Source organism: Neobacillus rhizosphaerae, from assembly GCF_937468385.1.
GTDB lineage: Bacteria > Bacillota > Bacilli > Bacillales > Cytobacillaceae > Neobacillus > Neobacillus rhizosphaerae.
Window position 1 is genome coordinate 23,270 of record NZ_CALBWS010000012.1, and the last position, 13,644, is coordinate 36,913.

13 protein-coding genes are annotated in these 13,644 nt (G+C 38.6%); 7 read left to right on the forward strand and 6 right to left on the reverse strand.

Features of this window, described 5'->3' with window-relative positions:
- The first annotated feature begins 15 nt into the window (after positions 1-15).
- The 5 genes from M5A78_RS10785 to M5A78_RS10805 all read left to right on the forward strand — a co-directional run bounded on the left by M5A78_RS10785 (position 16) and on the right by M5A78_RS10805 (position 5,112).
- Positions 16-1,263 (forward strand): sugar ABC transporter substrate-binding protein, encoded by a 1,248-nt coding sequence (locus M5A78_RS10785; protein WP_248735282.1) that lies wholly within the window; start codon positions 16-18, stop codon positions 1,261-1,263.
- Between the two features lie 274 nt (positions 1,264-1,537).
- Positions 1,538-2,431: a carbohydrate ABC transporter permease gene (locus M5A78_RS10790; protein ID WP_248735364.1), complete on the forward strand. Its 894-nt coding sequence runs from the start codon at positions 1,538-1,540 to the stop codon at positions 2,429-2,431.
- Between the two features lie 15 nt (positions 2,432-2,446).
- Positions 2,447-3,277: a carbohydrate ABC transporter permease gene (locus M5A78_RS10795; protein WP_248735283.1), complete on the forward strand. Its 831-nt coding sequence runs from the start codon at positions 2,447-2,449 to the stop codon at positions 3,275-3,277.
- Positions 3,278-3,338: 61 nt separating this feature from the next.
- Positions 3,339-4,304 (forward strand): LacI family DNA-binding transcriptional regulator, encoded by a 966-nt coding sequence (locus M5A78_RS10800; RefSeq protein ID WP_248735284.1) that lies wholly within the window; start codon positions 3,339-3,341, stop codon positions 4,302-4,304.
- A 31-nt stretch (positions 4,305-4,335) separates the two neighbouring features.
- Positions 4,336-5,112, forward strand: coding sequence for an alpha/beta hydrolase (locus tag M5A78_RS10805; protein WP_248735285.1), 777 nt, complete (start codon positions 4,336-4,338; stop codon positions 5,110-5,112).
- A gap of 347 nt (positions 5,113-5,459) precedes the next feature.
- Here the strand turns inward: M5A78_RS10805 and M5A78_RS10810 are convergent, their stop codons facing one another.
- Genes M5A78_RS10810 through M5A78_RS10825 form a run of 4 tightly spaced genes read right to left on the reverse strand, consistent with a single transcriptional unit; the run spans position 5,460 to position 9,369 of the window.
- Complete coding sequence (locus M5A78_RS10810) at positions 5,460-6,428, reverse strand: sugar phosphate isomerase/epimerase family protein (RefSeq protein WP_248735286.1); 969 nt, start codon at positions 6,426-6,428, stop codon at positions 5,460-5,462.
- Entirely contained in the window at positions 6,425-7,471 is a 1,047-nt protein-coding gene (locus tag M5A78_RS10815) for a Gfo/Idh/MocA family protein (RefSeq protein WP_248735287.1), read from the reverse strand. Before M5A78_RS10815 ends, M5A78_RS10810 begins: the two co-directional genes overlap by 4 nt.
- Positions 7,472-7,492: 21 nt before the next feature.
- Positions 7,493-8,590, reverse strand: a complete 1,098-nt coding sequence (locus M5A78_RS10820) for a Gfo/Idh/MocA family protein (RefSeq protein WP_248735288.1) — start codon at positions 8,588-8,590, stop codon at positions 7,493-7,495.
- 8 nt (positions 8,591-8,598) lie between these two features.
- Positions 8,599-9,369, reverse strand: coding sequence for a sugar phosphate isomerase/epimerase family protein (locus tag M5A78_RS10825; RefSeq protein WP_248735289.1), 771 nt, complete (start codon positions 9,367-9,369; stop codon positions 8,599-8,601).
- A gap of 138 nt (positions 9,370-9,507) precedes the next feature.
- On the opposite strand from M5A78_RS10825, the gene M5A78_RS10830 reads away from it, so the two are divergent.
- Positions 9,508-10,305: an AraC family transcriptional regulator gene (locus tag M5A78_RS10830; protein ID WP_248735290.1), complete on the forward strand. Its 798-nt coding sequence runs from the start codon at positions 9,508-9,510 to the stop codon at positions 10,303-10,305.
- A gap of 651 nt (positions 10,306-10,956) precedes the next feature.
- On the opposite strand, the gene M5A78_RS10835 is transcribed toward M5A78_RS10830, so the two are convergent.
- Complete coding sequence (locus M5A78_RS10835) at positions 10,957-11,871, reverse strand: LysR family transcriptional regulator (protein WP_248735291.1); 915 nt, start codon at positions 11,869-11,871, stop codon at positions 10,957-10,959.
- Positions 11,872-11,996: 125 nt separating this feature from the next.
- On the opposite strand from M5A78_RS10835, the gene M5A78_RS10840 reads away from it, so the two are divergent.
- A complete protein-coding gene (locus tag M5A78_RS10840; RefSeq protein WP_248735292.1) occupies positions 11,997-12,311 on the forward strand; it encodes a thioredoxin family protein in 315 nt (104 codons plus the stop codon).
- Positions 12,312-12,388: 77 nt separating this feature from the next.
- On the opposite strand, the gene M5A78_RS10845 is transcribed toward M5A78_RS10840, so the two are convergent.
- Complete coding sequence (locus M5A78_RS10845) at positions 12,389-13,606, reverse strand: glycosyltransferase family protein (protein WP_248735293.1); 1,218 nt, start codon at positions 13,604-13,606, stop codon at positions 12,389-12,391.
- Between the last annotated feature and the right edge of the window lie 38 nt (positions 13,607-13,644).

Below are 13,644 nucleotides of genomic sequence, written 5' to 3' on the forward strand. Positions count from 1 at the left end.
TGGAGGTTTTATTCAATGAAAAAGCAAGCTTTGTGGTTAGTCATTTTGACTTTGGTTCTTTCAACTTTTATCGCCGGCTGCTCATCAAAAAATACAGACAGCAGCAGTAGTAAATCTAAAGAAATAACATTTTGGTTTATGGGCGATGGTGACAAACAAATTAAACCGATCGTGGATAACTTTACAAAAGAAACCGGAATAAAGGTTAAAATTCAAAGTATTCCATGGGGTTCAGCACATGACAAATTATTAACCGCTGTTGCATCTAAATCGGGTCCAGATGTGGTCCAAATGGGAACAACGTATATGTCTGAATTTGTTGATGCAGGCGTATTGATGGATCTTACAGATGATGTTAAAAAGAATGAGACGATAAAACCTGAAAACTTTTTCAGTGGATCAGTTAATACGACCAAATTTGATGATAAATTTTATGCAGTTCCTTGGTATACAGAAACACGTGCCTTATACTACCGTACCGATCTATTAAATCAAGTGGGATATGACCATGCACCAAAAACATGGGATGAATTATATGATGCATCTTTAAAGCTCTCTAAACGTGGAGAAGGCAAATACGGATTTAATGTAGATGGTGGTGAACCTACGTTTGGATTTATGTTTGCGCGTCAAAACGGTTCCAAATTATTTGATGATAAGGGAAATCCGCAGTTTAATAAAAAACCTTATGTAGATTCCTTGAAATATCTAGAAAAATTCATTAAAACTGGCGCTGCTCCTGACCATGACTTAAAGTTAGATATTAGCGTAGGCTTTGGTGGCGAGGGAATTGTGCCAATGTTTATCAGTGGACCATGGATGATTAATGCGATTAAAGACAATGCTCCAGACATTGAAGGTAAATGGGCAACCGCTGAACTACCTAAGGGACCTGAAAACAATATATCTAATACTGGCGGTTCAAACTTAGCCATCTTTAACACAAGCAAGAATAAAGATAATGCACTTAAATTAATTGAATTCCTAGCCAAACCTGAGAATCAATTAGCATTCTTCAAATCTAGCAGTTCATTGCCAACAAGCCAAAAAGCGTGGGAAGATACAACTTTTACAAGTGATCCATTTATTTCGACTTTTGGAAAGCAATTGAAAAGCTCTGAGCCAATGCCTCTTATGAAAGAATGGGATCAAATTACACAAGCCTACTTGAAAGAGTGGGAACAAATTTATTCCGCAGGCAAAGATGTTCAAAAATCTATGGATGATTTAAACGCTCAAACCAAATCAATTTTAGGAAAATAAGAACGAACTTGCTTATGGACGGTATGGGGTGACTTGTTGACTGGCAAGCAAGCCAAAAACATAGTCTCTCTTGGGGCGGACAGAAAGCTAAAGCTTTCTGTCCGCATTTGATGAACCGACAAGAAGGTTCATTCTTATTTAATAGGAATATATATCATTGAACTTTGATAACTGTCTAGCGTAAGCGGCCCCAGCGGCTAGTGAACTTCGCTCTTCTCCCTACGCTGCTAAACGGGCGCTTGCTCTTTTCTTATTTTTAATGAGAGGAAAAATGATGATGAAAAAACAAGGAATATTAGCACCATTTTTGTTTATTTTTCCTGCGCTTACTCTGCTACTATTATTTTCAATCATTCCTATTATTGTGGCTTTGATTATTAGCTTTACAGATTTAAGTCTCGCTGGTTTAGCTGATTGGTCACGTGTTCATTTTATTGGATGGAATAATTACAAAAGTGTTTTGACTGATACTGTTTTTGCAAAAGCAATAGGAAATACGTTGTTTTACGTAATCATAGGAGTTCCGTTAGTGGTGGCATTCTCATTAGCTATTGCTATTATGATTAACTTCGGTAGATCAGCCTTTTTTAAACTTATTCGTTTGGTTTTCTATACACCATCGATTACAAATACCGTCGCTATCGCCGTTGTCTGGTCTTATTTATATAATCCTAGCATTGGTTTATTTAATTTTATTTTAGCTAAATTCCATATGGGACCAGTTCCATGGCTACAAGATCCCACGATGGCGAAGATTTCATTGATTATCTTAGCAGTATGGAAAGCAATCGGGATTAATATGATCATCTTTTTAGCTGCCCTACAAGGGATTCCTAAGGAATATTATGAAGCGGCTGAAATCGATGGAGCCAATCGTTGGAAACAAATTACGAAAATTACGATACCACTTATGAGTTTTTCCATTTTCTTTGTTAGTGTGACAACACTGATTGGTTGGTTCCAATTTTTTGAAGAACCACTCGTTATGACAAAAGGCGGCCCACTTGATGGTACGACATCTGTTGCCTTGTTTATCTATCGAAACGGCTTCCAATATAGTAAGTTTGGGTATGCAGCGGCCGGATCGTTTATCTTATTTATTAGCATTATTATTGTCACAGCTATTCAATTTAAAATACAAAATAGACATGAAAAACAAGGCGTGTAGAAGGGGGCATACTTGATGGATTCAAATAAAAAATCACAAAAGCAAGCAAAAATAATTGTTGGAGTGATCTTAGGTGTTTGGGGATTTATTACCTTTATTCCATTTTTATGGATGATCGCCTCTTCTTTTAAAACAAATGCAGAAATTTCACAAATAGTCCCTAGCCTTTTTCCTAAACATCCAACACTTGATAATTTTAAAGAACTATTTTTTAAATTGAATTTTAGTGTTTATTTAAAAAATACATTGGTGATTACAGCTTTTTCTTTTGTAGGATTGTTTTTAAATGCTATGGCAGGGTATGGTTTTGCCAAATATAACTTCAAAGGCAAAGAGAAAATATTTCTCCTCGTATTAGCCACGATGATGATTCCTGGGCAAGTGACGATGATTCCCGTTTATTTATTATTAAACATGGTTGGTTTGACGAATACGCTAACCGGAATTGTTCTGCCAGGATTAGTCGGTGCGTTTGGGATCTTTTTATTCCGCCAATTTATGTCGACAATTTCAAATGAGATTATTGAAGCAGCCCGGTTAGACGGAGCTAGTGAATGGTATATTTTCACAAGAATTATTTTGCCAATTTCACGACCTGTCCTAGCCGTGCAAGGCATATTAACGTTTATTGGAGGCTGGAATTCATTTATTTGGCCATTAATTATCGCGAATGATGAGAAATTTTATACACTTTCCGTTGGATTGCAATTGCTCCAAGGACAGCACGGAACAAATTACGCATTGCAAATGTCCGGCGCAACCTTTATGGTCGTTCCGATTATTATCATCTTTTTATGTTTGCAAAAATATATTTTGGATGGATTTAATGTATCCGGTTTGAAATAATAGATACAAATTATAAACGTTTTTTTGTAAAATAGTGGGTATAAGAGAAAGGGTGAAAAGCATGGTTGGAATACGGGATATTGCTCAACAGGCCGGAGTCTCTATATCTACTGTGTCATATGCTTTAAATGGAAGTTCGAAAATCACGGAAGAAACAAGACAACGCATTTTGAAAATAGCCGATGAACTAAACTATATTCCCAATATGGCTGGACGCGCTTTAAAAAGGAAGCAAACAGATATAATTGGGATTTATTTTACAGACTATGGTGGGTATTTTTATGGGCAAATCCTTGAAGGGGTTGGCTCTACTCTTAAAAAGCACGGCTATGAACTCATTGCCTGTTCCGGGAAAAAATCGCATTTATTTTTACCAGAAAAATTAATTGATGGAGCGATTATTTTAGATTCTTCCTACAAAAGCGAAGAGATTACTCATTATGCCGATAGAGGGCATCATATTGTGGTTATGGACCGGGAATTAGATCATAAAAATGTCAGCCAAGTATTATTGGATAATATAGGTGGCGCTACACTGGCAATTGATTACCTTATTCAAAAAAATTTAGCAAAGATATATGTGGTCTCCGGGCCAGACATTGCTTATGACAGTCGAATACGTTTAAAAACAGCATTGGAAGAATTAGAACGTTATGATAATTGCGAGGCTGTGGTTTTAACAGGAGATTTTACAAAAGAAAGTGGACGGCAGGCGGCGAAAACCATTATCCAAGAATGGAATGAAGAACCTGTTGGAGTTTTTGCCTTGAACGATGAGATGGCGATTGGGATATATGATATTTTAAAAGACAGCCCGTTACAAATAGGAAAAGACATAAAACTTATTGGTTTTGATAATGATGAAATCGGTAGCTACATCACGCCGGGGTTATCAACATTTGAATACTCCAAATATAAATGGGGTGCCGTTGCTGCTGAAAAAATCATTCAATTATTAGACGGCAAAAACGTAAAAAATGATTTAATCTACACCACTTTACTTAGACGCGGATCTACTGAAAAGTAAGCTCTAATAATTTTTTTAAGGGATGATGAGCATGGCCTTCATTCAATGTCAGTTTTATTCAGAGGTATTAAATTTAAGCACATCAATGACAGTCATTCTGCCACAGCAAACGACCACACAAATTGGAATGAAGAATAAAATAATGAGTGAACGGCACCAGACATTATATCTACTTCATGGATTCAGTGACGATGACACCATTTGGACAAGAAGGACCTCTATTGAGAGATATGTGGCCCCTCTTGGCTTAGCTGTGGTCATGCCTCAAGTCCATCATAGTTTTTACACCGATATGAAGTATGGGAACAAGTATTGGACATTCCTAACAGAGGAGCTCCCTTCTATCGCCCAGTCATTTTTTCCATTATCAGATGCCCGAGAGGATAATTTTGTTGCTGGACTTTCCATGGGTGGTTATGGGGCATTAAAATGGGCGTTGAATCGGCCTGATCAAATTAGTGCCGCTGCCAGTTTATCCGGTGTAACAGATATTGTTAGCCACGTAAAACATTCCGATTTGGGACCTGTATTTTCTTTAGTCTTTGGAGATGAGGATATTTCAGGTACAGAGAATGATTTGCTCTCACTCATTAAAGAAACAAATAGGAACGAACAAAAACCAAAATTATATCAATGCTGCGGTACAGAAGACTTTTTATACGAAGATAATCTTCACTTCAAACAGTTATGTGAGAAAACAAATTACGATGTAACATCAGATTTTGGACCAGGAGACCATGAATGGGGATATTGGGATAAAAAAATTCAGGATGTACTAGCATGGCTACCTCTAAAAGCCAATCAATGAACATAACCATCAAATAGCCCCATCTTCATGGAGAATAGGGATCAATGATACGTCCTTATGCCAGTTTGCACCCGGCATTCACTTTGAATGGAGGGGGTAATTCTATCAGTGGACAATCAACGTCCTCTGTTGGGAAGAATGGATAGGCATTGACAAATTAGCTTTTCATGGCCTATATTTTTTTATTAAAAGTGAAAACTCCTTTGTAGAAGACTTGTTTAGGGAACAAAACAAGTCTTCTAGAATAGGAGTTTTTTTTCATATCGTAAAGTTATTCGATTACCGATTTCAACTTTATCTGAGTGAGGGTCAGACCGCAAAATCACAAAATTACATTTAAAAACACTCTATGCCCACCATATATTACCCGCCGTATCGCGGATCAGGACGTCGTTTAAGTTTTTCACAGCACGTGCAAAGCCTTCGTCGATTGACATGAGCGGATCTTCATGTTCAATGCTGACAACGTAGTCATAGTTATACATCCGAAGAGCGCTCATCATATCAGACCATTCCTGCAGGCTATGTCCACAGCCAACACTTCGGAACGTCCATGACCGTGACAGCACATTCCCGTATGGCTGCATATCTGTTAAGCCATACATGTTAACATTGTCTTGGTCGATATACGTATCTTTTGCGTGAAAATGGTGAATTGCCCCCGCTTTACCGAGGATTTTTATGGCCGCAACCGGATCAATTCCCTGCCACCACAAATGACTTGGATCTAGGTTTGCACCGATTGTCTCACAGGTTGCCGCGCGGAGTTTCAGCATCGTATAGGGTGTATGAACAAGAAAACCGCCGTGTAGTTCAAGCCCGATTTTGACATTGTGCTCCTTAGCAAGTTCTCCGATTCCCTTCCAGTATGGAATCAATTTATTTTCCCATTGCCACGTAAGCACATCGCCAAATTCAGCTGGCCACGGAACGACCGGCCAATTCGGTTGCTTAGCTTCCTCGCTGTCACCTGCAGTCCCGGAAAATGCATTTACAACAGGCACACCAAGAAGCCCAGCTAGTTTAATTGTTTTACGCAACACGGAATCGGATTCCTCCGCAAACTTTTTGTCTGGCGTAAGTGGGTTTCCGTGGCAGCTGAATGCACTGATGGTCAAACCACGTAATGTGACCGCTTCTAAATAGGCCTTTCGTTTTTGCTCGTCTTCTAAGAGCTCATCCAGTGGGCAATGAGCGTTACCTGGATAGCAGCCGGTGCCAATTTCCACTGCATCCAACCCTGATGCTTTTACATGATCGAGCATTTCTTCAAATGATTTACTTGCAAATAAAACAGTAAAGACGCCTAATTTCATTTTGATAACACTTCCTTCTTTAAGGAAACAATTCGTTTCGTTTCTTGGGATTCAAGCGCAGCTAAAATAATTTCTAGCGATTTCATTCCTTCTTCACCAGTAATGAGTGGTTCCCTATTTAGGGCAATACTTTCAACAAAATGGTTGATGACATGGGTGGTTGACTGACCGCCCTCTTCATTTGTTTGGATCTTATCAAGCTTATGATAGACGACGCTTCCGTCACGATATTCTTCAATCAGTGAGTATTCTGGGTCTGCTTCTAAACGAAGCGTCCCTTTTTCGCCGTAAATTATCGTAGAATTATCTCCACCACCTGATACATAGGCCCAGCTTGCGGTAAGGGTTCCGATTACCCCATGTGCTGTACGTAAAATACAAACTGCATTGTCATCGACTTCTGTATTTTGCTTCGCATTCGTTTCAATGAATGCCCCTACTTCTGTAAACTCCCCAAGCAAATAACGCATCAAGTCAGCCTTATGAACACCAAGGTCACCCATTGCCCCAATAAATGCCTTTTCCTTATTAAAAAACCAACTTCCAGCCCCGTCTACGCTCCAGCCTTCAGGACCTGGATGGCCGAAAGTTGTTTTGAAGCTGTAAATTTTCCCGAGCTTGCCGAGATCAAGAATTTCCTTTGCTTTTTGATGAGAAGAAACGAAACGCTGGTTATGGGCGATCATTAGCTTTTTATCGTTTGCTTTCGCTGCTTGAATCATAGCTTCTGCCTCTTCTTTTGAAGTAGCCATTGGCTTTTCACAAAGGACGTGTTTACCCGCATTCAGTGCAGCAATCGATACTGGTGCATGTAAGTAGTTTGGCAAACACACGCTAATCGCATCAATACCCTCAAGTTTGATCACTTCTTTATAATCCGTAAACGCCTTGGCTCCATATTGTGCAGCCATTTCCTCTGCGCGCTCTGCCACGATATCACATACTGCTACCAGTTCTACTTGATTATTCAAATGGTATTCAGGTAAATGTCGATATTTCGCAATACTTCCACACCCAATAACCGCTACTTTTAATTTACTCATTGTTATTTTCCCCCTATTTGTTTACTTAAAAGTCTCCATTTTTTTACTCACTAATGCTGGCCGCACACATGTAGTTTCCATTATGTAATGACTCCCTAGCTCCGATGATCGGTGAATACCATGCATGATCTCGAGCACATGTAAGCCAAGCGCACTATTGGCACGTGGAGTAATACCTGTTTCAATCGCATGTGACATATCTGCAAGTCCGATTCCACGCAAATTATCGTGGGTGTCTCCGTCTGGCTTCATTTCTTTCCACTCTTTTTCACCGTGCAATTTTAGTAAAATTGGATGGTTAAATTGATTCGGATCAGGCAAACCAATGGTTCCTTTTTCTCCGTATATTTCAATGAATGGAGTACGGGTTGCTGCTACATCAAAACTTGTTGTAATGGTTGCCGTTGTACCGTTTGTGAATTCCAGAATACCAGAAACATGTGTCGGTACTTGAACGATTATTTTTTCCCCGTATTTCTCAGGGCTCGTTATGATGCGCTCTGGGAATGTTATTCGCGTTGAGCCAGTGAGCCGACTGACTGGGCCCATTAAGCTGACTAGTGCGGTAAGATAATATGGACCCATGTCAAACATTGGGCCGCCGCCAACATGATAAAAAAACTCGGGATTCGGGTGCCAGGACTCTGGACCACATGACATCATAAATGCCGTCGCACCGATCGTCCTGCCAATAATCCCCTCTTCAATTACTTGACCAGCAAGCTGAATACTTCCACCTAAAAAGGTATCTGGTGCGGAACCGACCTGGACATTGTTTAGACGTGCTGAATCCACAAGCAGCTTTCCATCTTCAAACGAAATAGCGAGTGGTTTTTCTGAATACACATGCTTTTTATGCTCGATGGCCTTCAAATCTAATGCTGCGTGTGCCTGAGGAATCGTTAAATTCAGAATGAGATCAATATGTGGTGAAACCATCATTTCCTCTACAGTGAATACGTGCTTAATTCCGTATTTTGAGGCAGTCTCCTCTGCTTTTGAATGATCCAAATCCGCACAAGCGATAATATCAAATTCCGGAAAACGATGACTATTTTCAATATAAATGCTGCTAATCTTTCCACAGCCAATAAGCCCCACTTTTAATCCCAAGGTCATTACCCCTTTTATTTATTCGCTAGATACGGCAGTTTCGATTTCAAGTAGTTCATGCTAATCTCAATACTTTCAAACGGAGTACGTCGGCTGAAATCCTGCTCAACCACCCACCATTGAACCCCAGCTCCTTCTCCTGCATCTAGTACCGCTTCAATATCAACACCACCTGTACCAAGCTCGGCAAAAAACTGTTCCGCGTCACGCGTCATATCCTTCAAATGGACAAGCGGTGTTCTATATTTATAACGATTCATCCACTCTCCTGGATTCTCACCTACTTTTGTCAGCCAGTACACATCGAGCTCTGTCTTTACATAATCTGAATTTGTATCGTCAAAAATGGTTTCAAGGGCCATTCTGCCATCCGAAAGAAGAGCCAGTTCAAAATCATGATTGTGGTATAGAAGGGTAAGACCATCAAGGTGGCACTGCTCACCTGCTTGGTCTAAGACGGAAATAAGCGCATAATAATCCTTTTCACTTCGACAATCTGGCATTAAATAGGGGCAGACAACATATTTGCTGCCTAATATTTTTTGATCTTCAATGACTTGTGCTAAATTACTTTCTATTTCTTCAAGAGGCACATGGCTGGAAACTGCTTTTAGTCCAAGGCCATCCAATAACGTTTTTAACTCTATTGGAGTCAAACCTCCATAACCGGCAAATTCAACACCAGCATATCCAAGCTCTGCCACCTTTTTTAACGTACCGGCAAAATCTTTTTCGCTTTCTTCACGCAATGTGTACATTTGTACAGCTACTGGAATTTTCTTCATCTTTAACCCTCATATCTTCTATTATTTTTAACATTACTTATTTGACACAATCTTATATTACATATCAGTAAATAAACATAGATGATATAATTAATATATCTACTATTTTGCTATTTTGTATTTTTCTAAGGAGAGCATATGACGACAAACATTGGCTATTGCGGATATTCCTACCATACACAACCCTTCTATTCCCACGATCGAAATGGGTTTCCTGCGTACCTTTTCCGCCTACAAACAGAGGGAACTTGCGAAGTTATTGTTAAGGGAAGAAAGGTTTCTATCGGGAAAGGTGACCTTTTGCTCATTCAACCAGGGGATCATTATGAACTGTTAATTGAATGGAAGCGGGATAATTCCAAGGATACAATGGTTGTGAGCGGGGACTACCATCTAGCTTGCGAAGGCCCTTGGGTGGACGAATGGTGGAAACGTTCTGACAAGCCAACGATCTCCCGGATTGATCTTGACGAAAAGCTATTAGCATTATGGCGCTACCTCATTATCGAAGAACGACGTCCATCATCCGAGGAAAACAAAGAGCTTTCCGACTATTTACTACGAGCACTTTGTTTATCTCTAGAGCGGTCAGTTAATGAAACTGCTCCCTCTTTCAATCGACCTTATACCGTGACACGGATGATGCGCTACATTGAAGAGCACGCGACTACAGCATTGAAAGTTGAGGAGGTGGCGCAGCATGCTGGTCTTAGTATCTCCCGTGCCGTTCATTTGTTCAAAAGTAGCGTCGGGAAAACGATAATTGAATACGCGTTAGAAATCCGTTTGACCGCTGCAATCGAACGAATGAAGTACACCACAATGACGCTTGAGCAGATTGCTGAAGACTGCGGCTTCGGTAGCTATACATATTTTCATAGGGTATTTCATAAGAAGTACGGCTTAGCCCCGGGGGCATACAGGCGGATGGGATAAAGTAAAGGGACGGATGACGAACCTGTTTAGTATGGAAGAGATGCCAGATTCACCATGAATCTGGCCTCTTTTTATCAATAGTAGAAGGGTAGCTAAAAAACATTTTTTCTAATCTTAAAAACTTAAACTTCGCACCTAAATAATGTTTTCAGTGAATTAGAGATTCGTATTCGGACAGGTTGAGGGCCCAAAAACGAAGACCTGTCTGAATCCCGGTCCTATTCGGACAGGTCATGGGCCAAAAAACGAAAACCTGTCTGAATACCGGTCCTATTCGGACAGGTCGAAGGCCAAAAAGTGAAAACCTGTCTGAATACTGGTCCTATTCGGACAGGTCATGGGTAAAAAGGCAAAATCCAGTCTGATTGCAACAGTTAATCGCGCTTCTTCAAGATACTCTAAAACAGACGTATAAGATAATCAAAAAGTTAAACCGTATCAAAAGTAAGTGCGGTTTTGTTGAAGCTGGGATTTATTACACTACCTCAGAAAATGGGCATCTTTGTAGAATGAAAATAGATGGCCAAATGAAACAAACAATTGATTGAATACACTTTAAATGAAACAAAGGAAAGGGACAGTTCTTTTGCTTCCTCCTTTTTCCTCCAGTTTCAGCCTAACTAAAAAAGTGCAGGAAACCGTCCACTTTCTTTACCTTTTTTTCGCAATAACAGAATGATAGCTGTTAAATAATTTTAATGATAAATCTTTTGTAAATTCTTGTGTCACATGAATAAAAGCAGTTAGGACGGGACTAATGTAATCCGTTGAACGTATCTCAAGCCCTAAATTTTGGTACACTTGAGGACTTAAATATGAAGCAGTGACTTTGGGCAATGTTGTGGGAATTGCCATCTCCGGAAGTATCGTATTTCCAACCCCTTCTTGAACCATAGCTATGATGGTGGCTATGTCACTGACTTCAAATTGAATGTTAGGAGATATTCCATGTTCCTTAAAGATTGAATGAAGCACACGATGACATTCTTTTGGCATAATGAAAGGTTCATTAGCGATTTCCTTTAAATGGATGAATGATTGATTACTCAATGGGTGTTTTTCCGGTACAAAAACGATCATTTTATCCTGTAGCAAGGGGATAAATTCAAATTCATGCCTTTCCTCAGTGACCACGCCAACATCAATAACTGACAATTTAATCCAGTTATTTACCTCTTCATAATTTCCTTCATAGAGAATGACTTCTACACCAGGAAATCGTTTCTTAAACGAACTGATTATTCCTGGCAATAATTTAGCTGATATGCTTGATATACTTCCGATTCTTATCGTCCCAGTTTCAAGTCCCGTGATTCCAGCTGCTTCATTTATTATCTTTGTTTTAATTATTAGTAAATCTCTAATCAGACCCGTTATGCGTTCTCCAATTTTTGTTAAGCTAACACCCTTCCTGTGTCGGTTTATTAATTTGATATTTAACTCTGATTCCAAAGCTGCTACAGCTTGACTAACTGCAGATTGTGAGAGACCGATTTGCTCTCCAGCTTTTGTAAAACTTTCCGTTTCAACTACCTTCAAGAAAACTTCTAATTGAAATAGGGTCATTGGAAACCTCTTTCATTTGCATTAGTTTTTACTTATATAAATTATTAAAAGTATTAATTTTACTTATATCATAACTCATCATATACTACAATCAACGACAAACAGAAGAAAGGTGAGGAAGTTTGATGAGTATTTTACACGCACAGGGGCAAGAAATTCTTAATGAAATCCAAACAAGTAATTTAGTGCTTATAGATTGTTGGGCACCATGGTGTCCGCCTTGTAGGATGATAGGTGCCGTTTTGGAAGAAATTCATCAAGAATTTGGATTAAATATTGTAAAAGTGAATGCCGATGATAATGAAGATTTTATAAGTAATTTTCAGGTACTCGGAATACCTACATTATTGCTTTTTCAAGATGGTCAACTTGTGAAGAGGATAACTGGTTTTCAACCTAAAGCATTGCTGATTGAATCCTTAAAAGAGTGGATTGATTAAATAAATAGAGATTTCCTATAAGTCTCCTAAATAAATTCAGTATAGGTAAATGGACAAAAGGAAAAACCCGGGTGAAGTTAATTTTCATCCCGGGTTGTGAGTGTAAAATCATGTATGTTTCTTATTCTTAGTATTTGATTTTCATTTATCAAATCAGAGGTTAACACATTTAAAGTTTTTAATTTCTCAATAGATACATCAAATTTTCTAGAAATTTCATATAAAGTATCTCCTTTTTGAACTTTATAGGTTTCGTAATGATCATTTGGACTAAAATAAAAGATTTTTCCTTTTCCTTTAGTTTCATTTAAACGAGTTTTTAGAATATTATTTTCAATTAATGTGTTGATTATTTGGTTTGCTCTAAACTTATATGAGTGTATTTCAATAGATTTACGGCCTTGAATTTGGATTTGGGATCTTTCTTCGGATTGATTAAGGTAGTAATTAACTTTCTGTATGGTTTCTTCCGGGGTTAAAGAGACCACTAAATCTTTTCCTGGTATAAACATATTCCTAACGCCAGGAGTATCTACTGTTAAGAGAAAGCCGCCCGATCCTAAAATTTCATAGGTTCGTTGAGTCAATAAGTTAGGATAGTTTTGTAAACCTAATATAATCTTTGAGGAGCAATACACTTTATTGGCATCTGCATAATTAAGAAAACCGTGGATCCATTCTTTCGGTATTTTAACGCCAAAATATTCACCCATTTCACTCCAATTTCTACCCCAAAAATCAATACGAATATTCTCCTTAAGAAGTGGGCGAATTAAGATATCTAAAGATCTATGGCGGAAATGTTCCGGATAGTTTTCTAAAATATTGGGATATGCATTTGCAACAATGGCAATTTGTGACTCAAATTTGGAATTGCTATCAATTGGATGGTGGATGGTCTCTTCATATCCGAAATCTAAATAATCCGAAGGGATACCTAATTGTATATAGGTATCTACCTTATCTGGGCATATAGTAAAAACAAAGTCGGGTTTAATAGTATTTATTAATGGAATAGACCAAACCTCTGTATAAGCAGGGTCTTCTACCGCCCAATAAACTAACGGAATCTTATGTGCTGCCATCTTTTGCCGAATTAAATTCTGCTTAAACTTTGTGTGCTCCTCTCCCCAGCCTATTGTAATGGCAAAATCAGGTTTAAAGGTTTCAATCATGTTGGATAGATTCTCTTTATTAATCGGACCTGATATTAAAGCATCATGCCCATTGGCAGTAAATCCTCTAGCTAAATTATTACTCCATATTTCCCCGCTCTCTAAAAAGAGAATACGCATTATTTCACCTCTTTTTTTATCTAAAAGAATTTACATTT